Source organism: Rhodococcus sp. NPDC078407 (assembly GCF_044542515.1).
Lineage (GTDB): Bacteria > Actinomycetota > Actinomycetes > Mycobacteriales > Mycobacteriaceae > Rhodococcoides.
The window spans coordinates 89726-114473 of record NZ_JBITUQ010000008.1; the positions used below are offsets into that span (position 1 = coordinate 89726).

Here is a 24748-nt window from a genome sequence, read left to right on the forward strand (position 1 = left end):
AACTGTTTCGCCCACAGTGTTTGCCGCGAAATCGGTCGGGTAGCCGGATCTAGTCACTGGCTGGAATCACGAACCGAAGTGGAGACTACATGTTTCGTCATACCGACTACCTGCAATTCGATGCCAAGCCCGAGAAGCCAGACCCGGTATATGCGCACAAGCTTCAGGAACTCATCGGCGGCGCATACGGCGAGATGACGGTGACCATGCAATACCTGTTCCAGGGGTGGAACTGTCGCATGGAAGGCAAGTACAAAGATCTGATCATGGACATTGCCACCGAAGAGATCGGTCATGTCGAAATGCTCGCCACGATGGTGGCCCGTCTGCTCGAGGGCGCACCGGCCACCGAGTCGACCAAGAATGCTGCCGCCGACCCCGTCGTCGCGGCCGTGATGGGCGGGATGGATCCACAACAGGCGATCGTGGCAGGAGGGGGAGCGCTTCCTGCCGACTCGAACGGCTACCCGTGGAACGGACGGTACATCGTCGCCAGCGGTAACCTTCTTGCTGATTTCCGTGCCAATGTCGCTGCCGAGGCGCAGGGTCGGTTGCAGACTGCGCGTCTGTACAACATGACGGACGATCCGGGCGTCAAGGCAATGTTGCAATTCAATCTGGCGCGCGATACTCACCATCAGAACCTGTGGTTGGCGGCAATCGAAGAACTGCAAGCAGACGGCGTCGAGGACGTCGTCGCGCCGAATGCGCTTCTCGACGAGGAGGCTTCGGAGCACGCCACCGATCTGTGGCATCTGTCGGACGGTGAATTCTCGGCAACAGGCGGTTGGGCGAATCGGCTGGCACCCGACGGCAAGCGGCAAATGGGCTTCCTTGCCGATCCACAACCGCTGGGCGGCAAAGCATCTGCTCCCGCTCCCGATCCCAAGCTGTATGCCACGTACGACGGCGCGAAGGGAGACCCGTCTTCGCCCGCACTCGGCACGGAAAAGGGTGTCGTCGGCAAGATCAAGGACGCACTGGATCCGGACGAGACCTGATCGACAGAGTCACACCGCGCGGCCCGGAGCACTTCGGTGGCATCCGGGCCGGGCGGTGCGTCTTGGGATCGACGTCCGGCCCCTGAGGTACGGCCCGCTGGGTAGTGGACGAACGATGACCGCGTACCCGATAGTTGTCCTATGGACACGATGGCCTCTGAAGTACCGGATGACGTCTTCGCGGACGTGCTGAAGCAGATCTCGCACTTCGTGCGGTCGCGTGTCGTGCCGCGGGAACTCGAGATCATGAACACCGATTCGATTCCCGACGATCTTCGGCAGCAGTCCGCCGAGATGGGGTTGTTCGGGTACGCGATTCCCCAGGAGTGGGGCGGATTGGGTCTGAACCTCGTTCAGGACGTCGAGTTGGCGATGGAGCTCGGGTACACCTCGTTGTCGTTGCGATCGATGTTCGGCACCAACAACGGGATCGCCGGGCAGGTCTTGGTGGGCTTCGGTACCGAAGCGCAGAAGGCGAAGTGGTTGCCGGGCATGGCAACCGGCGAGATTGTCGCCTCGTTCGCGCTGACCGAGGACGGGGCCGGATCCAATCCGGCGGGCTTGAAGACCACTGCGAAGGTGGATGGCAGCGGGTGGGTCATCAACGGCAGCAAGCGCTATATCACCAACGCGCCGAGTGCGAACATGTTCGTCGTCTTCGCCAAGTTGGACCCGAAACCGGAGAGCGGCAACGGCATCGCCGTGTTCTTGGTTCCCGCCGACACCGCCGGTATCGAGGTGGGCGTCAAGGACGCGAAGATGGGGCAGCAGGGCTCCGGCACCGCCGACGTGAACTTCACCGACGTGCGGGTCGAGGCCGATGCGTTGGTCGGCGGTACCGGCGATGCAGGAGTGGAGCCTGCGGAACGACCCATTGAGGCAGGAGTGGAGCCTGCGGAACGACCCATTGAGGCAGGAGTGGAGCCTGCGGAACGACCCATTGAGGCAGGAGTGGAGCCTGCGGAACGACCCATTCAGGCAGGAGTGGAGCCTTCGGAACGACCCATGATCGATATCGGCTACAAGGCGGCGATGACGTCGTTGGCGCGGGGGCGGGTGCATATCGCGGCGCTGGCTGTCGGTCAGGCGCAGCGTGCACTGGACGAATCGGTGTCGCACGCTGCGGCGTCCACTCAGGGCGGTGAGCCGATCGGTAATTTTCAGCTGGTGCAGGCCATGATCGCCGATCAGCAGGTCGGTGTCATGGCGGGCCGGGCGATGGTGCGTGAGGCTGCCCGTGCGTGGGTGGAGGGGACCGATCGGCGTATCGCGCCGTCCGCGGTGAAACTGTTCTGTACCGAAATGGTGGGTAGGGTGGCCGATCTCGCCGTCCAGATCCACGGCGGTGCCGGATACATGCGTGAGGTGCCGGTCGAGCGTATCTACCGGGACGTGCGACTGCTGCGGCTGTACGAGGGGACCAGCGAAATACAACGATTGATCGTCGGCGGCGGACTGATCAGAGCCGAACAGAAGCGCAGTTCGTGAACATGCCAGGCGTAGGGTCCTGGCATGTCGTTCAGAATCCTTCGCTCCGACCACGTCGGCTTCTCCGTCGGTTCCCTCGATGACGCCCTTCGGTTCTGGATCGATGGTCTCGGCGCGGTCCTCGAACGTACCGGTGAGATGGGTGGAGAGTTTCTGGGAGAGGTCACCGGAGCGCACGGTGCTGCAGTCCGCATGGCGGTGGTATCCGTTGCGGGTCAGACGATCGAACTGCTGGAATATCGCAACGTCCAGGGAGAGCAGGGGTCCTCTCGACCCTACGATCCTGGTTTCGCGCATCTTGCCTTCGAGGTCGACAACATCGACGCGGTCCTGACGCGCATCGCGGACTTCGGGTGGACGGCGCAGGGAACTCCTCAACCTATTGCCGGCGGGGCCAAGGCTGGTACCCGGGTGATGTACGCGGTGGGTCCGCATGGCGAGACGATCGAATTCATGGAGCCGCCGCAGTGACAACCGATCACCCAGGAAGTCAGGTCCCACAGAAGGTTTGGAATCCGGCGCTGAAGTTCTCGGGCGCAGGTGAAGCGTAGTTCGACCGGTCGTTCCGTCGATCGAACGGTGACGTGACGACCGCGAGCAGCTGGTCGAAAGGTTCGAGATCGCCGTCGGTCGCGGCTTTCAGGGCAGCGTCGACCACGTGATTCCGCGGAATGTAGACCGGATTGACGCGATCCATATCGTCGGCGACCGTACGAGCGTCCCGAGTGGACACCGCAGTGCGCCAACGCTCAAGCCAATTCGCCGACGCGTCGGGCGGAACGAGGGAGTCGAAAGAGGACGTGTGTCCGCGGAGGTGGTCGGCGAGGGCGCGGAAGGTCAGGGTCCAGTCGGCGCGATGGTCGGTAAGTAGCCGGTGCAGGTCACTGATCAGTGCCTCGTCTCCAGAGCTCCCGTTCAGACCCAGTTTTTCGGCCATCACTGCCGAATAGTGCCGGAGGTAGCGTTCTCCGAACGTGTCGAGCACGGCGGTGAGAGCGGTGATGGCGGTATCGGGCGTCGAATGCACCAGCGGCAGAAGGGTTTCACCGAAGCGTGCCAGGTTCCACCCGAGTACCGCCGGTTGGTTGCCGTAGGCGTAGCGTCCGCCGTGGTCGATCGAGCTGAATACCGTTGCGGGATCGTAGGCGTCGAGAAATGCGCAGGGCCCGTAGTCGATGGTCTCGCCGGAGATCGTCGTGTTGTCGGTGTTCATCACACCGTGGACGAACCCGACCGACATCCACTGCGCGACGAGAGACGCCTGGGCCTCGACGACGGCCTCGAAGAAGGCTAGGTAGCGGTCTTCGGCCGGAAGATCGACGAAGGCGGGGTAGTGGCGAGCGATCGCGTAGTCCGCGAGGGGCTGCGTGAGCCCCTCCCGTCGAGCTGCGAACTCGAAGGTGCCCACGCGTAGATGGCTCGACGCGACTCTGGCAAGGACGGCACCGGGTTGTGGACCTCCCTCTCGGACGACCTGTTCCCCGGTGGTGACGACAGCCAGCGAGCGGGTGGTGGGAATGTTCAGCGCGTGCATGGCCTCGCTGATCAGATACTCACGCAGCATGGCTCCGACCACGGCGCGGCCGTCACCACCTCGTGAGAACGGTGTCGCGCCGGATCCTTTGAGATGCAGATCGACTCGACGGCCCTGGTCGTCGTGAAGCTCGCCGAGCAGCAGAGCTCGTCCGTCCCCCAGCAGCGGGACGAAGTTCCCGAATTGATGACCCGCGTAGGCCATCGCCGCGGTGGCGGTGCCCGGCGGAGGAACGGACCCGGACAGCACGCCCGCACCGCCTGGGCCGCGCAGGGACGCCGGGTCCAGCGCAAGCGACCGAGCCAGCCGATCGTTGAGTATCAGCACTCGCGGATCCGGCGCGTGGGCACCCTGCCACGGCACCGTGACGCCGGGAACGTCGTCGACGAAGGTCGACTCGAACCCGAATGCGGGCACATCTGTGGTGGTTGCTGCCGAGTCTGTCGGGGATCCACTCATGGTTCGAGGGTAGCCACCGGGTGCCGTCCTCAACCCTGCACACCGACTCGCCCGCCCCGGATCACGGGTGCAGTAGTGCCCGCGTTCCGCGCGCTCGGTCGTCTCTGCCGAACTCGTACCCGGCAGCCGCGTCGAATCTGATGTGTACGCGTCCGTCGTCGCCGTCGACGGACACTCGGGCCCGCACCTCGTAGACGTCGGCGATGAGTTCCTCGGTCAGTACGGCCGCTGGAGTACCGCCGGCGACGACCTTTCCGGCCTTCAGCACCAGCACCTCGTCGCAGAACATCGCGGCCAGGTTCAGGTCGTGCAGCGCAACGATGCTGGTGATCGGAAGACGGGCGACGAGTGCCAGCAGCTCGAGCTGGTGATGGATGTCGAGGTGGTTGGTGGGCTCGTCCAACAACATCTCTCGAGGCTGCTGAGCGAGAGCGCGGGCGATGTGCGTCCGCTGCTGCTCACCGCCGGACAGCGTGCGCCACAGACGATTCGACTTGTCCGTCAGCCCGGTCTGTGCGAGCGCGTCGTCGACTGCATCCTCGTCGGCATCGGTGCCACCGAATGCCCCGCGGTGCGGTATGCGTCCGAGCTGCACGACGTCGCGGACCGTCACGTCGACGTCGGTATGGGCATGCTGACCGACGACGGCAACGGCGCGGGCGACGTGTTTGCGTTTGAGGGACGCCAGTTCGGTGCCGTCGAGTTCGACGACACCGGCAGTGGGTGTCACCGCCCCGGCCATCAGGTGCAGCAACGAGGATTTGCCGGAACCGTTGGGCCCCAACAGTCCCACCATGCGGCCGGGACTCGGATGCAGGGTCACCCCGTCGACCACCATGACACCGCCGCGCTTCCACGACACGTTCGACGCGTGCAGTGTCATCGAGTTCCCCTTCTACGAGCCATGATCGCGATGAAGGCCGGGACTCCGACGAGTGCCGTACCGACGCCGACCGGAAGTGGCGTTGGGGCAAACGCGACTCGGGAGATGGCGTCGACCCACACCATGAAGACGGCACCGACGATCGCGGTGGCCGGTACGAGTCGACTGTGGTTGGGGCCCACCAGCAGCCGCGCGGCGTGCGGCAGGATGAGTCCGACGAAACCGATCGCCCCGGCCACGCTGACCAACGTCGCGGTGATCAGGGCCGTGCCGACGAGCAGGGCCAGGCGCACCTTCTTGACATCGAAGCCGAGCGAGGACGCGACCGAGTTGCCGAACGCGAACGCATCCAATACGTAGGCGTAGTAGCAACACACCACTGCGCCGATGCCGGCCACGGTCACACAGAGCACGACGTCGTTCCACCGCACACCCTCGAACGATCCGAGCAGCCAGAACATCACTCCGCGGGTTTCGTCGGAGTCCGCGAACGCGAAGATCACGAAAGAAGTCAGTGCCGAGAACAATTGAGTGGTCGCGACTCCGGCGAGGATGATGTGGTCGGTTCCGCTGCCGGACATCCGCGCTAGGAACAGCACCAGTGCGAATGCGACGAGTGCGCCGATGAACGCTCCGCCGGACAGGCCGAGGGCGGCACCTCCGACACCCAGGACACCGACCACCACTGCACCCGTCGATGCACCGGACGAGACCCCGAGCACGAAGGGATCTGCCAACGGATTACGCAGTAGCGATTGCATGATGACTCCGCAGATGCCGAGTCCGACGCCACTGGCCGCAGCGACGAGTGCCCGAGGAAGCCGCTCTTCCCAGATGATCGCGTTCTTCGAGATCTTCACCGGCACATCGGTGACGCCGAGATTGTTGAGCACCACGTCTCGGACGTTGACCAGCGAAATGTTGGCCGGCCCCAGGGTGATGGCGACGAGAACCGACGCCACGCACAGTGCGATTCCGGCGATCGCTGCCAGCACCCACCGCCACAGATGACGGGAGGACGGCGAGCGATCGACGGTAGGGCGGCGGACTGCGGTGGTGATCAGGACGAGAGCCCGAGATCGCTCAAGCCAGCCAGCATCTTCTCGACACCGTCGACCAGTCGGATGGACGGGTTCATCTCGGCACCGTGAAGGGAGATGTAGCGCTTGTCGCGCACAGCTGCCATGGTGCTGGTGACGGGGTCGGATTCGAGGAACGCGATCTTGTCGGCGAGTAGGTCGCCGGGGAACCGGTTTCGAGCCAGATCTCCGAGGACGAGCACTGTGGGGTCTTTGTCCACCACTGTCTCCCACCCGACGGCGGACCAGTCATCGTCGATCTCCGGAAATGCGTTCGGCATTCCGACCAGATCGGCCAGTAGACCGGGCGCACCACGTTCGCCTGCGAAGAAGGGACTCTTGGTGTCCGCGAACCAGAAAGCTACGGAGACATCGGAGTTCGCAGTCTTGGCGGTAGCGTCGGCCATGCGGTTCTTCAGTTCCTCGACGAACTCGGCACCGCGCTCGTTCACATCGAAGATGGCCGCCAGCTCGGTGATTTCCTGGTACAGCGAATCCATGGTCAGGGTCTGGGTGCGAGTGTTGCCAGCGTTCACGCTGCGACCGGCGTCGCAATCGGTGGGTGACAGATAGGTCGCAGCGCCGGTTTCCGTGAAACGAGACCGCTCGGCAACGCCGCCCTGCTCGTAATGCCGTCCGAACGACGCGGTGACGAAGTCGGGTTCGGTATCCAGCACCACCTCGTAGGTAGGTGCGTTGTCGGCGAGTCGGGGAACCGACGCGTTCGCCTCGGCGAGGTTTTCCCGGACCGGATCCGTCCACGACGCGGTGCCCACCAGGCGATCCTGCACGCCGAGTGAGAGAAGAATTTCGGTGGCGTCCTGATCCAGCGACACCGTTCGCTGCGGTGCCGAGGCGAACGTCACCGACTCGCCGCAGTTCTCGATCGTCAGGGGGTAGGACGTCCCACCGGCGGTGGCGTCGGAAACCGCGTCGGGAACCTCCTCCGAGGACCCACAAGCGACCAGCGATCCGGCCAGGGCGATCGCGGTGGTAAGGATGCCGGCGCGGCGACGAACGTTGAGCACTCGAGGATGTCCTTCTGCTTCAGACAGCACTGAGCCACCGGGATGTTCCCGACGGCGCACCGTACGTGAGGTACGTGTGAGCACAGGCTAACCTTTGGGTAGCTCCGACGGAAATCGTGGGATCCGATCGGGTCCGAAGTAACGTGCTGCGCGTCATACTTTTGCTATGGCCGACTTCAACGAGATGATCATCGACGAGTTCCGCAGCAACGGCGGGCACGTGTCGACGGCGGGCTTCGGTGATGCGCTGGTCGTTCTGCACTCCATCGGTGCCAAGAGTGGTGAGATCCGGTTGAATCCGCTCATGGCAATTCCCGAGGACGGCAGTTGGCTGATCGTCGGGTCCGCAGCAGGTTCGCCGAAACATCCTGCGTGGGTGCACAACCTGCGGGCCCACCCCGCCATCGACGTGGAGATTCCCGAAGACGGTGCCGTCCGGACCATTCCGGTTACCGTGTCGGAGATCCCCGACGACGAGTGGGACGCGAACTGGCAGAAGTTCTTGGACGCGTCCGAGGGCTTCGCGAAGTACGTCGAGACCGCCGAGGGGCGCCGGTTTCCGATCTTCCGGTTGATACCTGCCTGATCGCCACATTGTCCGAGAGTCACACCGTCGCTGGTGAATTCGAGACGGACAGTGCGCCATCCGTGCGAGGATTTCGGCCCAGTACGCGCGCGGCAACGGCAGCGCCGACCTCGGTGATCTCGGCACGGAGATCGTCACGATCCCGGGTGTCCGATCCGTGCACGAATGTCGTCGATCCGACGCTCGCCCCGCAGTATTCGACAATGCCGCGTTCGATCTGCGTCCGGAACGCCTCGTCGACGCCGTGACGTGCGAAGCTCTCGGAGCCCTCGGCGGCAACGACCACCAGGTGGACGGTGAGTCGGTTCAGTTTCTTGACCAAGCCGACTCCGGGGTCGTAATCGAACGCCCATCCGCTGACGAAGACGCGATCGATCCAGCCTTTGAGCAGGGCGGGCATCGACCACCAGTACATCGGAAATGCAAGAACCAGATGGTCTGCGCGATCGATTCGTTCCTGCTCGGCGATCACGTCCGCGGGCGGGGTGCCGTTACCGCGAAACAGATCCAGGTCTGCGGTGGAAAATCGGGGATCGAAGTTCTCTGCAGCGAGGTCGGCTGTCTCGACAGTGCCGCCTGCGGCGCGGATCGCGTCCGACACGGTTGTGGCGACATGGTGGGTGAGTGAATCGGGATCGGAGTGGGAGACTACGACGAGTGCGGTCATGGCTGATCCTTCGTTCGATGCGAGCGGCTATGTACCAAGAGTAGGTTACTATTCGTATATAGCGCAAGGAGGATCGCGATGGCTCGAACGAGACTGTCCCGATCGGACAGGTACGACCAGTTGGTCGAGGTCTCGTGGGCTCTCGTGCGAGCAGAGGGTGCCGACGCCCTGACGCTCGGCCGACTCGCGGAACACGCCGGTGTAGCAAAACCTGTGGTGTACAGCCACTTCGGTTCGCGAGCCGAACTCCTGGCCGCATTGTTCACCGAGTTCGACGATCGATCGACGGCGATGCTCGAGGAAAGCCTCGCTGCCGCGCCCGAGTCCCTGGACGGACGGGCGAAGGCCATAGCGAACTCGTACGTCGGTTGCGCGCTGGCTCAGGGGCGCGAATTGACGGGCGTACTTGCGGCGCTGGAGGGTTCGCCCGAACTCGAACAGGTCAAGCGCGCATCCGAGCGGGCATACTCCGATCGGTGTCGGACGATCCTCGAGCCGTTTGCCGCCGGCGGTGTCTCGACGCCGTCGCTCACAGCAGTGTTCGGGGCCGCGGACGCCCTGTCGCACGCTGCGGTATCGGGGGTGCTTGCTCCCGAGGACGCAACCGGGGAATTGGCGAAGTTGATAGTTGCGGTCGTCGGCGACGCCTGACCCACGCTGTACGCGTTCGTCTTCTCGGTCTCGGTGAGCGCAACTCCTCGATTACTACGCGGCGTAGTCGATAGTAGGATCCCGGTCATGTCTGACACGGATGCATTCGCGCCACTGCGCGGTGCCTCCGTGGGTACTCTGTCCGCGCTGGTCACCACCACCGCGCACACATTCGGCGGCGGGATGTTCCCGTCCGACGCGGCGGTGGTTCTGTTGGTGCTCGTGTGCGCGGCCGTCGGGTATGCGACATCGGCGATGCCGACCGCGATGGCACCGAGGGCACAGCTCCTGGCGGTTCTGGCCACGGCTCAGGCGATCGGACACCTACTGCTCACGGCCGTCGACGGCCACCATCACGGTTCGATGCTCACCCAGCAGATGCTCGTCGCGCATGCCGTGGCCGTCCTGGCCGGAGCACTTGCCATCCGCGGAGCCGAACACGGAATCCGACGTGCGGTCACCTCGCTTCGCAGGGCGCTGCCCCTGCTGACTGCGCTCGTGGTCGACGATTCCCGCATCGCTCCGCCGCTCCCGGTGTACCGAATCCCGGGATCATCCCGACTGCTCGACCTCTCGGGCTGCGGAAACCGCGGACCACCGACTCGCACTGCCTGAGCGCAACCCCCTGTCTCACTCGACCTGATCGTCAGGCGTCAGGTGGCGGGCTGTTGCCGTCCTTCGCATCTCACCCCTGGTGATTCGCGCTGCCATGACGCGCGGCTCGATCCATCGTGCGATGTCCTCTCGCGCGCCCATCAACTTTCTGTAGAAACGAGTCCCCGTGTCCACACCGGAAAAAGAACGCATTGCCGATCCATCTCCACCCACCAGTCCACGCAATTGGCGTCCGCTGATCCTGCGCCTGCACTTCTATGCGGGCATCCTCATTGCCCCGTTCATCTTGATCGCCACCATCAGCGGCGGGCTGTATGCCATCGCGCCGACCCTCGAACAAGTCATGTACCGCGACTACCTGCACGTCGACGACACCGGCCCGGCCGCTCCGGTGGCGGATCAGATCGGGGCAGCGCAGGCCCAGCGGCCGGATCTCACCGTCGCCGCAGTGCGTCCCGCCGCCGACCCCGGCGACACCACCCGAGTGCTGTTCACCGACCCCGGACTGGGTGAATCCCAGCGGTTGGCCGTCTTCGTCGATCCAGCGACCGCGACGACCGTCGGTGAACTTCCGGTCTACGGCTCGTCCAGTGCATTACCGCTGCGCACCTGGATCTCGGAATTGCACCGTCACCTGCACCTCGGTGAGCCCGGACGTCTTTACAGTGAACTCGCCGCGTCGTGGCTGTGGGTGATCGCGCTCGGTGGCCTGTATCTGTGGTTCGAGCGCTACCGACGCAATCGTTCCATGGCACGACTTCTCACTTTCGATCGGAAGTCGAAGGGCCGCAACAGGTCTCTCAATTGGCATGGTGTGGCAGGAATGTGGGTCGCCGTCGGTCTGATCTTCCTCTCCGCCACCGGACTGACCTGGTCCACCTACGCTGGTGAGAACGTCACCGACATGCGCACGGCACTGAGTTGGACTACCCCCGCCGTCAGCAAGACCATCGGATCGTCCGACGCGGTATCGACCGATCATGCCGGTCACGGCGGGCATTCGATGGACATGCCCGCCGATGCGTCGACGATCGAGAGCAACGTCGGGCGCATCGATTCGGTTCTCGCCGTTGCCGAGGCCAACGGCATCGACGGAGCAGTGGAGGCATCGATCCCGGCGTCCGACGACACGGCGTTCGTCGTCGCCGAAACTCGTCAGCCCTGGGTGCTGTCGAACAACTCCATCTCGATCGACGGCAGCAACGGCGCGGTGGTCGACACCTCGTTGTTCTCCGACTGGCCCCTCCCAGCCAAGCTGTCGGCCTGGGGTATTCAACTGCACATGGGGACGCTGTTCGGTGTGGCCAATCAGCTTGTCCTGCTTGCTCTTGCGGTCGCATTGGCATCGGTCATCGTGCGCGGATACATGATGTGGTGGAAACGCCGCCCCACCAAGGCAACCGGCCTCACCACGGGACGTCCGCCGCTGCGCGGTGGTCTTCGCCGCATGTCACCGATGTCCGTCGTCGTACTGGTGATCGTTGCGGTCGCCGTCGGCTGGTTCGTCCCGCTCCTCGGACTGAGCTTGGTGGCTTTCATCGCTGTCGACGTCGTGCTCGGCCGGGTCAGCCGCACCTGAGCGTTCACGATCGTCCTCGGCTCGCGGGATCCCGCAGCCGGGGTTCGATCGTGAACAACTGGGTGCGCTCAGGCCGGTACCAGAGCGCTGTCCACGTTGGACAGCGCCAGGCCCATGCTGGTCGTCATGCCGATTCCGGTGGTGACGGTGGCGATGTGCACGCGATCGATGGGCTGTTCCAGCAGGAACTCCGAACCCGGTGCCGAGCAGTAGGTGCCCTGCCAGCGCTCCGTGACGTCGATGCGGTCGACGCCGAACAGCGACTTCGCTTCGGTCAGCAACACCTCGAAACCGTCCTCGCTCTGAAACGGCGACGTGGTGATCCGCTCCGTAGATTTACGGTCTGTCGACAAGCTCGTTGGGAGCCCACGCCGGCCAGTGGGTTTCGCCGACAGCGTCACCGTCGACGTAACGAGCGACGATTACAGTCACATCCGGGCGCGAATTGTCGTACACGGTCGAGTGATCTGCCAGATCGATCGCCTGTGAAACCAGCGGCCACAGTCTCGTGTAACGCTCACGGATCTTGTCCTCGGGGACGTGGTGGCCACCTTCCTCCACCCGAACAGCAACTCGCGCAATCGATAATTCGACAGGCACTGCGATCACGTGCAGCACGACGACGTAGCCGGCTTGCTTTGCCGCGGCGACGAAGTCGAGCTTCGACGGATGCGAGAACACGGTCTCGGCGATGAACGACTCACCACGCCCCACGAGCGAATCACGAATGCGTGCAGCCATTCGGGCGGCTTCGTACGAGTGACTTTCCGGGGCGTCCGGCCAATTTTGTTTGGCGATGATATCCGCGTTGACGAAGGTGCTCATCGGCAGTAGAGGAAACAACCTCTGCTCGACGAGCGTGGTCTTGCCCGAACCATTCGGCCCGATGACAAGATCGAGGCGCCTCACAACACGATCTGAGTACCGTCGGGCAGGTTCTTCACAACCCGTCCGAGGTCATCGAGGAACACAGTCGTTCTCCCTTGCGCGGTGCGCTCGGAGAGGTGGTTGCCGGTAGCCAGCGATTCTTCGAGTGCCGCGGCAGTCTCGGCGTTGAAGACCACACCTTCCTCCGGCGACAGCTCCGCAAGTGGGGTTCGGCCGCGAAGCGCAGCCTCGACGCGCCGTCGAGCCACCGCTCGCTGACTCGACACTTCGCGGCCGATGCGGGCCCAATGTTCCAGTTGCTGCCTCGCCGATCGGTTCTCGCGCTCCCCCTCGGCGGCCGCATCATCCACGAGGTCCGAGGCAAATCGTGTCACTCGGTCGGCGACATTGGTCATGGCTACTCCCTTTTCGGCAACAGTTGCAGTGTAGCAATCTGCTACATCGAAGGGAGCTGAAGGTGGATCCGCCGCCCGAGTGCGGTTACCGCCGCGTCGAGCGGGATACACGATGGGCATGCCAGAAGGCGACACCGTGTTCGTGCTGGCCACGAGGTTGCGTCGAGCATTGGACGGCGCGACGTTGCGGACCGGCAGATTGAACGTGCCGGCACATGCGGTGGAGAATCTGGCCGGGCGAACCGTCGTCGCGCATCGAACCCACGGCAAGCATCTGTTCACCGACTTCGACAACGGCACGACGCTGCACACGCACCTGCGAATGAGCGGTTCGTGGACGGTGGTGCGCGCCGGTCGATCGATCCCACAGCGTGTCCGTCCCGACGTTCGCGTGCAGCTGGGAGTGGTCGACGGGCCCACCGCGTACGGCATCCTCCTGCCGGTGGTGGATTACGGATGGGCCGCGGACATGAATGCGTTGGTCGCGCATCTCGGGCCGGACCCACTGCAGCCGGTCTTCGATGCAGACACGGCGGCCGCGAACGTGGTTGCCCAGAAGGGCCGCCCGATCATCGCCACTCTGCTGGATCAGCGGGTGATCGCCGGTCCTGGGAACCTGTGGGCGAACGAATTGTGTTTTTTACGCGGGCTCTGGCCGTGGACCCCGTCGGGTGACGTGAATGCGGAGAAATTGGTTGGGCTGCTCGAGCGAGCGATGCGTCATTCGGCGACGATGCCGGGAGCGATGCAGGTCACCACCGGGGACACTCGAAAGGGCCGGTCGCACTGGGTTGCCGGACGGGCGGGCAAGCCGTGTTTGCGATGCGGGGTGCCGATACGGGTCGTGGCGGAGGTCCCGGGTGACCCCGATCGGCGTCGCACCTGGTGGTGTCCCAGGTGCCAACCCGAGCAGTAGCGACGGGCGGTCGATCGCTGTTGGCTCAACGACATAACCGCCCGCGGATATCGCGAATTGCACTGCGATACCGCCGACAGCCTTCCTCGTGAGCGGGTTATCGAAACCGACGAGGCGTCAGAAGGTCGAATTGGTGGGGTGATCGGTCTCGATCAGATCGTGGGCCACCTTGTGCAGGGGCAGATTCTGTTGCTGCGACAACTTCGCCAGGAGCTCGAACGCCTGCACGGCGTCCAGATCGTAGCGTTCCATGATCATGCCCTTGGCCTGGCCGATGATGTCTCGGCTCGCCAAGCCCGTGCGGAACTGTTCGTTGTCTCGGGCACTGAGCATGGCGATGGCGGCGTGAGCGGCCAGCGCCTCACCGATTTCGACCGCGTCGGCGTCGAAAGCTCCCGGTTCGTTGCTGTACAACACCAGCGCGCCGAGGTCGTCGGCGTTGCTGTACAGGTGGAAGGCGGCCAACGACTTGAATCCCTCGGCGACGGCGAGCACGGCGAATTCCGGCCACCGCGGCTCGGACCTGAGGTCCTCCGAGACGACGACGTCGAAGTGATGAATCTCGGTGGGGATCGGGCCCTGGTCGAGTTCGTACTGAAGTCGACACAGTTCCTCGGCGAGAGGATCGGTGGACGCTACAACGGATCGTTCACCCTTGCTCAGCGTGGTGACGCAGCCGACGGTTGCTCCCGGAATGAGCCGGATCGCTGTCCGCAGAATTTCGCTCATCGTTTCGGGCATCGAACGGCGAGTGTCCCGCAAGGAGCGCGCGAACTCGGCCAGCGTCGATGCGGGGGACGAATTGGCAGCGCGGGCCGAATCGGCAGGGTGCACATCTGTCGATGGGTGCGACATTCACAGTCCTCTCGCATGGGACCCCAGCCGCTCTTCGCCGAAGAGATCCACGAACATGCGCCTTTTGCTGGACGCCAACCGACATTTCGGCCGGTTCTGAGCACTTTATACGCCCGAAGCGCAGCGAAGGCCGTCGATCACTCGATCGACGGCCCTCGGCTGGATAACTACTTACTTGAAGGTGTCCTTGACGTTTTCGCCAACCTTCTTCACGCCTGCAGAACCCTGATCCTTCTTGCCCTCGGCCTCGAGGTCCTTGTTGTCGGTTGCGTCGCCCACAACCTCCTTGGCCTTGCCGATGGCATCTTCTGCTGCGTTCTTGGCCTTGTCGATGAAGCTCATGTGAGTTCCTTTCCTCGTTCCGAGTTGGTACTGAAGACTTAGTCGAGGGCGGTCTGCGAAACCGCACGCGTCTTCGGTGAGATCTGGGTCACACGCACCGTCGACGTTTCCGCGAGGTCGGCTGTGGATACATTCGACCGATGATGGTCGCCAAGGTGGACAATTATCAGCGCAAACACCCGTCAGCGGGTTTTCCGTTGGCCGTGCTGTACAAGTTTCTCGACGACCGAGGCGGTTATCTCGCAGCGCTGATCGCGTACTACTCGTTCTTGTCGCTGTTTCCACTGCTGCTGTTGTTCACCACAGTGCTGGGGATCGTGCTGGCCGGTGACCCGGAACTGCAGACCCGGATCATCGATTCGGCGATGAGCCAGATCCCCGTCATCGGTGATCAACTCGCGCAGCCGGATCGCCTCAGCGGCGGAACCACCGCCATCGTCATCGGCATCGTGGGGTCGCTGTACGGCGGACTCGGCGTCTCGCTGGCCGCCCAATACGCCATGAACACTGCGTGGTCGGTGCCCAGAAACGAGCAACCGGATCCGATCAAGGGGCGCTTGCGCGGGCTGGTGCTACTGAGCACCGTCGGCACTGCGGTCATCGGATTGACGGTCCTCAACGGCGTCGCGTCCTCGGGCGTGTTCGGATTCGCGGGGGGAGCGCTGGCGCTGATCGGTGCAGTGCTCGTCAACGTCGTGGTGTTCACGGCGGCATTCCGTATCGGAACCGCACGCGCGCTGACTGTTCGCGAGGTGTTGCCCGGCGCCGCGATCGCTGCTGTGATCTGGCAGGCGCTGCAATCGTTCGGCGGAATCTACATTCGCTACGTTGTCGGAAATGCCAGCGCCGCCAACGGAATCTTCGCCATCGTCCTCGGTCTGCTGGGCTTCCTGTACGTCGCATCGGTCCTCATCGTGCTGTGCATCGAAATCAATGCGGTACGAGTCGATCACCTGCATCCCCGGGCACTGCTCACCCCATTCACCGACAACGTCGAACTCACCGAAGGTGACAAGAACTCCTACACCGGTCAAGCAGAAGCTCAGCGCAACAAGGGATTCCAGGACATCACGGTCACGTACGACGAGCCGGAATCGGTGGCGGGGGAGGACTCCTCGACCAACTGAGCTGAGTGTCCACAATCTGTGCTCGCGAGCGGGATCCCGTAACCAGCGGCGAATTGTGGACACTCAGCCCGCCTCGACCTCATTTCTGACACCAGTGGGATGGCGAGCATCGCTGCGACTTCTTGAACGCAGTCGCGCGCCGATGGTGCGGTGAGCCGGGGCCGGTCGGGGTGGCGCAAACGCGTGCGCGTTCGCCAGCTGCGAGCGGAATGGTGAGGGGATCGGGCGCGACTTTGCTCGCGCATGGCAAACGCGCGTGCGTTTGCGGGATCGGGGGTGGCGGGATCGGGGGTGGCGGGAGATTGGGAGTGGCGGGGGCTGAGGCTGAGCCGTCGAGCAAGTGACCCCCATCACGAACCGGTCAGCCGGTCGGTGGAAAAAGAATCCAGGTTTGTTTACGCGAAAGCGCATGCGCAAGCGCTTGTATGCGCTTTAGGCTCCTGCAATCGAGCGACGCGAACCGCGTGGCCCAGGGGACAAGGGAGTCCACACATGTTCAATCACCGTCGGAAGTCCGCGCTGACGATCGGGACCGCGCTCATGGCCGGCTCCCTCGTTTTCGGCCTCACCGCCTGCAGCAGTTCGGACTCGGACAGCGTGAAGGTCGGGCTCATCACCAAGACGGATTCCAACCCGTACTTCGTCAAGCTGCGCGAGGCAGCGCAGGCTCAGGCGGATTCCAGCGGGGCCGAGCTGGTGGCTCTGGCCGGTGCATTCGACGGTGACAACGAGGGCCAGGTCGCGGCCATCGAGAACTTGATCGGCCAGGGCGTCAAGGGAATTCTGATCACCCCGAACTCCTCGACCGGAGTGCTGGACGCCATCAAAAAAGCCCGTGACGCCGGCGTCGTCGTCATCGCTCTCGATACCGCCACCGACCCCGAGGATGCGGTGGACGCCACGTTCGCCACCGACAACAAGGCGGCCGGTGTGAGCCAGGGTGCCTGGGTCAAGGCCACACTCGGAACCACCGCACCCCAGGTCATCATGCTCGACGGCACCGCGGGCGGCACGGTGGACACCTTCCGTCACGACGGGTTCCTCGAGGGCATGGACTTGACCGACAGCTCGCCGGAGATCGTCGGCCAGGAGAACACCAACGGCGATCAGACCAAGGCGCAGACCGCCATGGAGAATCTGTTGCAGCGCGCTCCCGGCGTCAACGCGCTCTACACCATCAACGAGCCCGCAGCCGCGGGTGCCTACCAGGCGATTCAGTCCGCAGGCCGTGCCGATCAGATCACCATCGGCTCGATCGACGGCAGTTGCACCGGCATCGCGAACGTCAAGTCGGGCATCATCGGCGCGACGGTGCTGCAGTTCCCGGCGAAGATGGCCGAGCAGGGTGTCGACGCGGTGGTGAAGTTCGCCGAGGACGGCACCAAGCCCAGCGGCTTCAACGACACCGGCTCGCAGTTGGTCACCGATCAGCCCGTCGATGGTATCGATTCGCAGGACACCGCATGGGGCGAAGAGAATTGCTGGGGCTGATCGCGGAGTACCGGCGAACACAGGGAACTGATTCGTGAGTACCGACACCGCTGCCAAGCCCAAGGCCTCGAGCCGGTTCGACGTGGGGACCATCCTGCGTGAACCGCTGCTCGGGCCGATGGCAGCTCTCCTCATAGCCGTCATCGTCTTCAGCTCGATCTCGAGCTCGTTTCTCAACCCGCAGAACGTGTCTCTGATTCTGCAGCAGTCGGTGGTGGTCGGCATCCTCGCCGTCGGCCAGACGCTGATCATCCTCACCTCCGGAATCGATCTGTCGATCGGCGCGGTGGCGGTGATGGGTTCCATCGTGATGGCGCAGTCGGCCGGCGCGAACGGTCCGGTGGTCGCACTGGGTTCGACGCTCGCCGTCTGCGTGGCGTTCGGTGCGATCAACGGTGGATTGGTGACGGTTCTGCGACTGCCGCCGTTCATCGTCACACTCGGTACGTTCACCGCGATCCAAGCAGCCACCCGGTTGCTGGCCGGTTCCGAGACCTACCAGGTGCCGAGCGGACCGCTGACGCTGCTCGGAAACTCGTTCAAGATCGGCAGCTTCTCCACGACGTACGGCGTGGTGGTGATGCTGCTGGTGTACGCGGTGATGTGGTACGCGTTGTCCCAAACCTCTTGGGGCAGGCACATCTACGCGGTCGGCGGTAGCCCGCAGGCATCGGATCGATCCGGTATCAAGTCCGGTCGCGTGTTGTTCTCGGTGTACATCGTCACGGGAGTCATCGCGGCGATCGCGGCGTGGGCGGCGCTCGGGCGGATTCCCAATGCCGATCCGAACGCGTATCAGAATGCCAACCTCGAGTCGATCACCGCGGTCGTCATCGGTGGAACCAGCCTGTTCGGCGGCCGCGGCACCGTCATCGGCACACTCATCGGAACTCTGATCGTCGGTGTGCTGCGCAACGGGCTCACTCAGGCCGGCGTGGACAGCCTGTACCAGAACATCGCGACCGGCATTCTCGTCATCGTCGCGGTGGCCGTCGACCAATTCGCACGTAGGAGGTCCCAGTGAGTGCCCCCCTCGCTCTGGAAGCGCGCGGTCTGGTCAAGACCTACGGCAGCGTGACGGCCATCAACGGTGCAGATTTCGAGTTGCGGGCCGGTGAGGTGTTGGCGGTGATCGGCGACAACGGGGCCGGAAAGTCGAGTCTCATCAAAGCTTTGGCCGGGGCCGTCATTCCCGACTCGGGTGAGATCCTGATGAACGGATCACCGGTGTCTTTCAAGAACACCCGTGATGCGCGGGCAGCCGGCATCGAGACGGTCTACCAGGACCTGGCCGTCATACCCGCTCTCGACATCGCGTCGAACGTGTATCTCGGTCGTGAGATCAAGCGAAAAGGCATCAGCGGCGCGCTGTTTCGTCGACTGGACATGCCGAGGATGCGCGAGGAGTCGTCGAAGCACCTGCAGGACTTGAAGATCGGAATCAAGTCGGTCAACCAGGCTGTCGAGACGCTCTCCGGCGGTCAGCGTCAGGGTGTGGCGGTAGCACGGGCCGCAGCATTCGGACGCGGAGTGATCATCATGGACGAGCCGACCGCCGCTCTGGGCGTGCGCGAATCGGGCATGGTGATCGATCTGATCCGCACCATTCGCGACCGCGGCATACCGGTGGTGCTCATCAGCCACGACATGCCCCACGTGTTCGAGGTTGCCGATCGAATCCACATTCATCGCCTCGGCAAGCGTGCGGGCGTCGTCGATCCGAAGAATCGCACGATGTCCGAGGTCGTTGCACTGATGACCGGCGCGGAGGAGCCGACCGACGATGAACGCGCCGGCGTCTGAATCGACAACTCCGGTCGGTGTTTTCGTCGGGCTGGCGACACTCGATGTGATCCATCGAGTGTCGGCAGCACCGGCGCCCAACCAGAAGATCACCTCGAGCACGCAGTTCGTGGCAGCGGGCGGACCTGCGGCCAACGCGGCCGTCACGTTCGCGGCACTGGGCGGGACGGCTGTGCTCGTCACCGCGCTCGGAGACGATCCGGTGGCAGCGCTGGTCAAGGCCGACCTGTTGACCTTCGGAGTACGAGTGATCGACGCGGCCGAGGGCTCCATGAGGTCCGTACCCGTCTCTGCGGTGACGGTGATCGAATCGACCGGCGACCGGTCGGTCGTCTCGGCCGACGCCGTGAACTCCGACGCCTCGCCGCCCGCGGATCTCGAGGCCGTCGTTGCCGGTGCCGACGTCGTTCTCGTCGACGGGCACCACCCCCTGATCGCCTGCGCCGCCGCGGAACATGCGGCGGCGCGGGTTACCACGTCGGTCGTGGACGCCGGTCGCTGGAAGCCGGTGATGAGTGAGCTGATCCCGCACGCCACGGATGTGGTGTGCTCGGCGGACTTTCGCATTCCCGGCACGTCGGACACGGCCACCACGGCTGCCGCGATCGTCGGATCCGGGGTACGCACCGTCGTCACCACCCACGGCGGCGAGCCCGTGGAGTGGTGGTCCGAAGGGTTCTCGGGATCGGTCGATGTGGAGCCGGTCGCGGTGGTCGATACTCTGGGTGCCGGGGATGCGTTCCACGGCGCGTATGCCTACTACTCCACGCAAACGGATGCCGTTCCCGAGCGCATCGCTGGGGCGGCCCACGTTGCTGCACTGCGCTGCTCGGTGATCGGTCCCAGAGCGTGGCTCGGCCGACTTTCCACTGACACTCTTCACTACCCATGAACCCGGAAGCGACAACGGTGAGCACTGATCAGGACGTACAGAGAGCGACCCTCGGCGAGCTCGTGGAGCTGGCCCGGGCACTCGCGGTCACCGGAGAGCGGCACATACTCGGCCTGACCGGGGCTCCCGGAGCCGGAAAGTCCACGGTGGCGCAGCAACTCGTCGATGCTCTCGGGCCGGAGCTGGCGGTACTGGTTCCGATGGACGGATTTCACCTCGCCAACGAGGTGTTGATCGACCTAGGCAGGCTCGATCGAAAAGGTGCCCACGACACGTTCGACGACGGTGGCTACGCGAGACTGATCGCGGCAATTCACGCGCAACGCCCCGGTGATCCCATCGTGTACGCACCGAGGTTCAGGCGCGAGATCGAGGAGTCCATCGGTTCGGCGATCCCGGTTCCGTCGAGTGTTCCGCTGGTGGTCACCGAGGGCAATTACCTGTTGATGGAGTCCGATGCGTGGCCTGCCGCACGGACGCTGATCGACGAGGTCTGGTTTCTGGCTCCGCACACGAGGGTGCGGCACGAGCGGCTGGTCGCTCGGCACGAGGCCTACGGGAAATCGCACGAGGACGCAGAGTTCTGGGCGTTGGGCTCGGACGAACGCAACGCCGAACTGATCGGGTCTACAGCGGGCCGAGCCGATCGAATACTGCGTCTGACATGAGGTCTGCGAACATCCGAGTACGACGGGTCCGCTGACGTGCCCACGATGGACGACGTCGCACGCATCGCCGGCGTCTCGGTGTCGACTGTGTCGCACGTCCTGAACGGCACCCGCAAGGTCAACCCGGCTACCCGGAAACGCGTCGACGCGGCGATCGTCGAGATCGGCTACCGACGCAACGTCGTAGCGCGCTCGCTCGCCGCCGGCCGGACCAATACGGTGGGGCTGTCGATCGCCGCGCTGACCAACCCCTATTTCGGCAGTCTGGTGCATGCCGTCGAGCGGCGACTGTCCGAGGCCGGCTACGTGTTGATTCTCGGTGATTCGCACGATGAGCCCCAGTCCGAGCGCCGAGTGACCCAATCGCTGCTGGACCGCCAGGTCGACGGCATGATCCTCGCTCCCGCAGCGGGATCGGAGTCGTCGACCATTCCGGAGATCGTGCGTAGTGGGACCCCCTTGGTATTGATCGATCGCATGCTCGATCTCCCCTGCGATCAAGTAGGCCCCGAGAACGAAGCGTCGGCGTACGACCTCACCGCCCACCTGCTCGATTCCGGTCATCGCCGCATTGCGATCGTCCGCGGTATCGCGGGAATCTCCTCTACCACAGAACGATTCGACGGCTATGCCCGCGCGCTCGCCGATCGCGGTATCGAATTGGATCCCGAATTGATCCTCGACGGTCGATCGAACGTGGAGGTGGCCGAGTCTGCTGTGCGTGAGTTGATGTCGAGTCCGCATCGTCCATCGGCACTGGTGTCGATGAACAACTCGATGACCATCGGGTCGTTGAAAGCGGTTCGTGGACTGGGCTTGTCGATCCCTGCCGACCTCGCCTTCGTGTGTTACGACGACTTCGAGTGGTCGGATCTGTTCGAGCCTCGGCTGACAGCGGCGGCGCAGGACGTGCAGACGATCGGCAGAACCGCAGCCGACCTGCTGCTCGGACGTATCGAGGGGCACGAGGACGCACCCCGGTCCATCCGTGTGCCGACCACCTTCAACCACCGAAATTCCTGCGGCTGCAGTGCAATACCAGACGCACCCGAAAGATAGGACCAACCATGCCGATCGCCAGTCCGGATCAGTACGCGGCCATGCTCGACCGTGCGAAGGAGGGCGGGTTCGCCTACCCGTCGATCAACGTCACCGGCTCGCAGACGCTCAATGCAGCGCTGCAGGGCTTCGCCGAGGCCGAGAGCGACGGCATCATTCAGGTGTCGGTCGGAACCGCGCTCTATCTGTCCGGCAACGCCGTGCAGAACCGGTTCGCCGGCTCGAAAGCGCTCGCCCAGTACGCTCACGAAGTGGCGCAACACTATTCGATCTCGGTTGCCCTCCACACCGATCACTGCCCCGCCGAGAATTTGGACGACTGGGTGCGGCCCCTGCTGGCCGACTCCATCGACCGACGCGGACGTGGACTCGAGCCGCTGTACCAGTCGCACATGTGGGACGGTTCGGCGGTGCCGCTGGACGAGAATTTGCGTGTAGCACGGGAACTGCTCGATCTGTCGGTTCAGGCGAACACCATCCTCGAAATCGAGGTGGGCGTGATCGGCGGCGAGGAGGACGGAGTCTCACACGAGATCAACGAACAGTTGTACTCCACCGTCGACGATGCGCGGGCCACCATCGCAGCGCTCGGCACCGGGGAGCGCGGTCGATACATGACTGCCCTGACGTTCGGAAACGTGCACGGTGTCTACAACCCCGACTCGGTACACCTGCGCCCCGAAATCCTTGCCGAGATTCAGGATGTCGTCGGAGCCGAGACCGGCAAGAACAATCCGTTCGATCTGGTGTTCCACGGTGGATCCGGATCCAGTGCAGAAGACATCGCGGCCGCGGTGGCGAGCGGAGTGATCAAGATGAACATCGACACCGACACCCAATACGCTTTCACCCGGTCCATCGCCGGTCACATGCTGAGCAAGTACGACCAGGTCCTCAAGGTGGACGGCGAGTACGGCAACAAGAAAGCGTACGACCCGCGGTCGTGGGGCAAGCCGGCCGAGACGGCGATGGCGGCCAGAGTGGTGGAGGCGACGCAGATGCTCGGCTCGGCGGGCCGGACGATGCGCTGACAGAAATTTGTCGTGGAGCATGTCGAATTCCACGAGACGGTTCCGTCCCAGGGTCGAATGCGGAAAGAATGGCCGCATCGAACGCTAGGAGACATCATGGCCAAGTACCTCATGCTCAAGCACTACCGCGGCGCTCCCCAGCCGACCAACAACACCCCGATGGACCAGTGGACCCCGGCCGAAGTGCACGACCACATTCAATTCATGCAGGATTTCGCCGACGAGCTCGAGAAGACGGGCGAGTTCGTCGACGCGCAGGCTCTGGCCCCCGAGGGAACGTGGGTGCGTTCGGATGGCGAAGGGAAACCTCCGGTCACCGACGGTCCCTTCGCGGAGACGAAGGACTTGATCGCGGGCTGGATGGTGATCGACGTCGACTCCTACGATCGCGCGCTCGAGCTGGCCGGACAGCTGTCGGCAGCGCCCGGTGCCGGTGGCAAGCCGATCGGTGAGTGGCTCGAGCTGCGTCCGTTCATGGAAGCTCCTCCCTCGATCGAAGACTGAGACCGTCGTCGTGGATCCCCACCTGCTGAGGGAGCTGACTCCCGCGGTGATCGGCGTCCTCGTCCACCGCGGAGCAGACTTTGCGGCGGCCGAGGACGCGGTCCAGGAAGCGTTGGTGCAGTGGGCCTCGACGTGGGCAGGGGCGGGTGACGTGACAACGGACCCGAAGGGTTGGCTCGTCACCGTCGCCTGGCGCAAGTTCCTCGACGCACAACGCTCGGAGAAGGCGCGGCGAGATCGAGAAGAGCGACTGGCCGCTCGACCGGAACCGGATAACGTGGGCGGCGTCGACGACACACTGCAGTTGTTCTTCCTGTGCGCCCATCCAGTGTTGACGTCGGCGTCGGCGGTGGCTCTGACCCTGCGTGCGGTCGGGGGACTGACAACACGGCAGATCGCGCAGGCGTATCTGGTGCCGGAGAAAACCATGGCGCAGCGCATCTCTCGGGCGAAACGTGCGGTGCGCGATGTGCGGTTCGACGCGCCGGGTGACCTCAGGACGGTACGACGCGTGCTGTATCTGGTGTTCAACGAGGGATACACCGGCGACGTCGATCTCGCGGCCGAGGCGATCCGGCTGACACGACAGCTGGCGACGGTGTCCGACGACGAGGAAACCGCGGGTCTCCTGGCGCTGATGGTGCTGCACCACGCGCGTCGTTCGGCCCGAACAGGATCCGACGGTCGGGTGATTCCACTGGCCGAACAGGACCGATCTCTGTGGGACACAACACTGATCGCCGAGGGGGTGGGGATTCTGCAGACCGCACTGGCCCGAGATCGGCTGGGAGAATTTCAAGCGCAGGCGGCTATCGCTGCCCTGCATGCCGACGCGGCTCGGGTCGAGGAGACCGACTGGGTGCAGATCGTCGAATGGTACGACGAGCTGCTCGCCCTCACCGGCAGCCCTGTCGTGCAGCTCAATCGTGCGGTGGCCGTCGGGGAAGCCGACGGCCCGGCGGCCGGACTCGCGGCATTGGCCGAGGTCGATCCCGTCGTCCCGCGGCACACGGCGGCGGCCGCGCACCTGCACGAGAAGGCAGGGGACCTGGAGCAGGCGGCCGAACTGTACGCGCGCGCTGCCCATTCGGCTCCCTCGCTCCCCGAGCGGCACCATCTGACGCTGCGGGCCGCGCGGATCCGAGAACGGATGACGACGTCGAGCAACCGTACGAACCGATCGGTTTCGTAATCTGATCGTTAGCGG

27 protein-coding genes and 1 pseudogene are annotated in these 24748 nt (G+C 64.1%); 18 read left to right on the forward strand and 10 right to left on the reverse strand.

What is annotated here, in order from left to right:
- Positions 1 to 89: 89 nt before the first annotated feature.
- From ACIGGF_RS10870 to ACIGGF_RS10880, 3 genes are all read left to right on the forward strand, one after another.
- On the forward strand, positions 90 to 1001 hold the full coding sequence (locus ACIGGF_RS10870) for a manganese catalase family protein (protein WP_397521330.1): 912 nt from the start codon (positions 90 to 92) through the stop codon (positions 999 to 1001).
- 141 nt (positions 1002 to 1142) lie between these two features.
- Entirely contained in the window at positions 1143 to 2489 is a 1347-nt protein-coding gene (locus ACIGGF_RS10875) for an acyl-CoA dehydrogenase family protein (RefSeq protein ID WP_397521331.1), read from the forward strand.
- Positions 2490 to 2513: 24 nt separating this feature from the next.
- Complete coding sequence (locus ACIGGF_RS10880; RefSeq protein WP_397521332.1) at positions 2514 to 2960, forward strand: VOC family protein; 447 nt, start codon at positions 2514 to 2516, stop codon at positions 2958 to 2960.
- Positions 2961 to 2979: 19 nt separating this feature from the next.
- Here ACIGGF_RS10880 and ACIGGF_RS10885 read toward each other — a convergent pair whose 3' ends face one another.
- The 4 genes from ACIGGF_RS10885 to ACIGGF_RS10900 all read right to left on the reverse strand — a co-directional run bounded on the left by ACIGGF_RS10885 (position 2980) and on the right by ACIGGF_RS10900 (position 7472).
- A complete protein-coding gene (locus ACIGGF_RS10885) occupies positions 2980 to 4515 on the reverse strand; it encodes a YdiU family protein (RefSeq protein ID WP_397521333.1) in 1536 nt (511 codons plus the stop codon).
- 28 nt (positions 4516 to 4543) lie between these two features.
- A complete protein-coding gene (locus ACIGGF_RS10890; protein WP_397521334.1) occupies positions 4544 to 5365 on the reverse strand; it encodes an ABC transporter ATP-binding protein in 822 nt (273 codons plus the stop codon).
- Entirely contained in the window at positions 5362 to 6360 is a 999-nt protein-coding gene (locus ACIGGF_RS10895; protein WP_397521335.1) for a FecCD family ABC transporter permease, read from the reverse strand. The genes ACIGGF_RS10890 and ACIGGF_RS10895 overlap by 4 nt, the downstream gene beginning before the upstream one ends.
- A gap of 65 nt (positions 6361 to 6425) precedes the next feature.
- Positions 6426 to 7472, reverse strand: a complete 1047-nt coding sequence (locus ACIGGF_RS10900; RefSeq protein WP_222092076.1) for an ABC transporter substrate-binding protein — start codon at positions 7470 to 7472, stop codon at positions 6426 to 6428.
- Positions 7473 to 7638: 166 nt separating this feature from the next.
- On the opposite strand from ACIGGF_RS10900, the gene ACIGGF_RS10905 reads away from it, so the two are divergent.
- A complete protein-coding gene (locus ACIGGF_RS10905) occupies positions 7639 to 8058 on the forward strand; it encodes a nitroreductase/quinone reductase family protein (protein WP_397521336.1) in 420 nt (139 codons plus the stop codon).
- 19 nt (positions 8059 to 8077) lie between these two features.
- On the opposite strand, the gene ACIGGF_RS10910 is transcribed toward ACIGGF_RS10905, so the two are convergent.
- Positions 8078 to 8725, reverse strand: coding sequence for an NAD(P)H-dependent oxidoreductase (locus tag ACIGGF_RS10910; RefSeq protein ID WP_397521337.1), 648 nt, complete (start codon positions 8723 to 8725; stop codon positions 8078 to 8080).
- 78 nt (positions 8726 to 8803) lie between these two features.
- Here ACIGGF_RS10910 and ACIGGF_RS10915 point away from each other — a divergent pair, with 78 nt between their 5' ends.
- The 3 genes from ACIGGF_RS10915 to ACIGGF_RS10925 all read left to right on the forward strand — a co-directional run bounded on the left by ACIGGF_RS10915 (position 8804) and on the right by ACIGGF_RS10925 (position 11570).
- The gene (locus tag ACIGGF_RS10915; RefSeq protein WP_397521338.1) at positions 8804 to 9376 is read left to right on the forward strand and encodes a TetR/AcrR family transcriptional regulator; all 573 of its coding nucleotides are present in this window, start codon (positions 8804 to 8806) and stop codon (positions 9374 to 9376) included.
- Positions 9377 to 9463: 87 nt separating this feature from the next.
- The gene (locus ACIGGF_RS10920) at positions 9464 to 9991 is read left to right on the forward strand and encodes a hypothetical protein (protein ID WP_397521339.1); all 528 of its coding nucleotides are present in this window, start codon (positions 9464 to 9466) and stop codon (positions 9989 to 9991) included.
- Positions 9992 to 10157: 166 nt separating this feature from the next.
- On the forward strand, positions 10158 to 11570 hold the full coding sequence (locus tag ACIGGF_RS10925; protein WP_397521340.1) for a PepSY-associated TM helix domain-containing protein: 1413 nt from the start codon (positions 10158 to 10160) through the stop codon (positions 11568 to 11570).
- 68 nt (positions 11571 to 11638) lie between these two features.
- Here ACIGGF_RS10925 and ACIGGF_RS10930 read toward each other — a convergent pair.
- The 3 genes and pseudogenes from ACIGGF_RS10930 to ACIGGF_RS10940 all read right to left on the reverse strand — a co-directional run.
- Positions 11639 to 11893, reverse strand: a pseudogene (locus tag ACIGGF_RS10930) (TIGR03364 family FAD-dependent oxidoreductase); the annotation flags it as partial.
- A gap of 13 nt (positions 11894 to 11906) precedes the next feature.
- Positions 11907 to 12479, reverse strand: coding sequence for a zeta toxin family protein (locus ACIGGF_RS10935; protein WP_397521341.1), 573 nt, complete (start codon positions 12477 to 12479; stop codon positions 11907 to 11909).
- Positions 12476 to 12853: a hypothetical protein gene (locus ACIGGF_RS10940; RefSeq protein ID WP_397521342.1), complete on the reverse strand. Its 378-nt coding sequence runs from the start codon at positions 12851 to 12853 to the stop codon at positions 12476 to 12478. Before ACIGGF_RS10940 ends, ACIGGF_RS10935 begins: the two co-directional genes overlap by 4 nt.
- Positions 12854 to 12965: 112 nt before the next feature.
- Here ACIGGF_RS10940 and ACIGGF_RS10945 point away from each other — a divergent pair, with 112 nt between their 5' ends.
- Complete coding sequence (locus ACIGGF_RS10945; RefSeq protein WP_397521343.1) at positions 12966 to 13769, forward strand: DNA-formamidopyrimidine glycosylase family protein; 804 nt, start codon at positions 12966 to 12968, stop codon at positions 13767 to 13769.
- Between the two features lie 117 nt (positions 13770 to 13886).
- On the opposite strand, the gene ACIGGF_RS10950 is transcribed toward ACIGGF_RS10945, so the two are convergent.
- Positions 13887 to 14624 carry a GAF and ANTAR domain-containing protein gene (locus ACIGGF_RS10950; protein ID WP_397521344.1) on the reverse strand — a complete coding sequence of 246 codons (738 nt, stop codon included), beginning with the start codon at positions 14622 to 14624 and terminating at the stop codon, positions 13887 to 13889.
- 171 nt (positions 14625 to 14795) lie between these two features.
- A complete protein-coding gene (locus tag ACIGGF_RS10955) occupies positions 14796 to 14966 on the reverse strand; it encodes a CsbD family protein (RefSeq protein ID WP_397521345.1) in 171 nt (56 codons plus the stop codon).
- A 140-nt stretch (positions 14967 to 15106) separates the two neighbouring features.
- On the opposite strand from ACIGGF_RS10955, the gene ACIGGF_RS10960 reads away from it, so the two are divergent.
- The 10 genes from ACIGGF_RS10960 to ACIGGF_RS11005 all read left to right on the forward strand — a co-directional run bounded on the left by ACIGGF_RS10960 (position 15107) and on the right by ACIGGF_RS11005 (position 24733).
- Complete coding sequence (locus tag ACIGGF_RS10960) at positions 15107 to 16093, forward strand: YihY/virulence factor BrkB family protein (RefSeq protein WP_397521346.1); 987 nt, start codon at positions 15107 to 15109, stop codon at positions 16091 to 16093.
- A gap of 492 nt (positions 16094 to 16585) precedes the next feature.
- The gene (locus ACIGGF_RS10965) at positions 16586 to 17584 is read left to right on the forward strand and encodes a substrate-binding domain-containing protein (RefSeq protein WP_397521347.1); all 999 of its coding nucleotides are present in this window, start codon (positions 16586 to 16588) and stop codon (positions 17582 to 17584) included.
- A gap of 34 nt (positions 17585 to 17618) precedes the next feature.
- A complete protein-coding gene (locus ACIGGF_RS10970; RefSeq protein WP_397521348.1) occupies positions 17619 to 18608 on the forward strand; it encodes an ABC transporter permease in 990 nt (329 codons plus the stop codon).
- Positions 18605 to 19387 (forward strand): ATP-binding cassette domain-containing protein, encoded by a 783-nt coding sequence (locus tag ACIGGF_RS10975; protein WP_397521349.1) that lies wholly within the window; start codon positions 18605 to 18607, stop codon positions 19385 to 19387. The genes ACIGGF_RS10970 and ACIGGF_RS10975 overlap by 4 nt, the downstream gene beginning before the upstream one ends.
- Positions 19368 to 20279, forward strand: coding sequence for a PfkB family carbohydrate kinase (locus tag ACIGGF_RS10980; RefSeq protein WP_397521350.1), 912 nt, complete (start codon positions 19368 to 19370; stop codon positions 20277 to 20279). The genes ACIGGF_RS10975 and ACIGGF_RS10980 overlap by 20 nt, the downstream gene beginning before the upstream one ends.
- 17 nt (positions 20280 to 20296) lie before the next feature.
- Entirely contained in the window at positions 20297 to 20947 is a 651-nt protein-coding gene (locus tag ACIGGF_RS10985) for a nucleoside/nucleotide kinase family protein (protein ID WP_397521351.1), read from the forward strand.
- 45 nt (positions 20948 to 20992) lie between these two features.
- Positions 20993 to 22006 (forward strand): LacI family DNA-binding transcriptional regulator, encoded by a 1014-nt coding sequence (locus ACIGGF_RS10990; RefSeq protein WP_397521352.1) that lies wholly within the window; start codon positions 20993 to 20995, stop codon positions 22004 to 22006.
- Positions 22007 to 22014: 8 nt separating this feature from the next.
- Entirely contained in the window at positions 22015 to 23037 is a 1023-nt protein-coding gene (gene fbaA, locus ACIGGF_RS10995; RefSeq protein WP_397521353.1) for a class II fructose-bisphosphate aldolase, read from the forward strand.
- Positions 23038 to 23133: 96 nt separating this feature from the next.
- Complete coding sequence (locus tag ACIGGF_RS11000; RefSeq protein WP_397521354.1) at positions 23134 to 23541, forward strand: YciI family protein; 408 nt, start codon at positions 23134 to 23136, stop codon at positions 23539 to 23541.
- A gap of 10 nt (positions 23542 to 23551) precedes the next feature.
- A complete protein-coding gene (locus ACIGGF_RS11005) occupies positions 23552 to 24733 on the forward strand; it encodes an RNA polymerase sigma factor (RefSeq protein WP_397521355.1) in 1182 nt (393 codons plus the stop codon).
- Positions 24734 to 24748 lie beyond the last annotated feature (15 nt).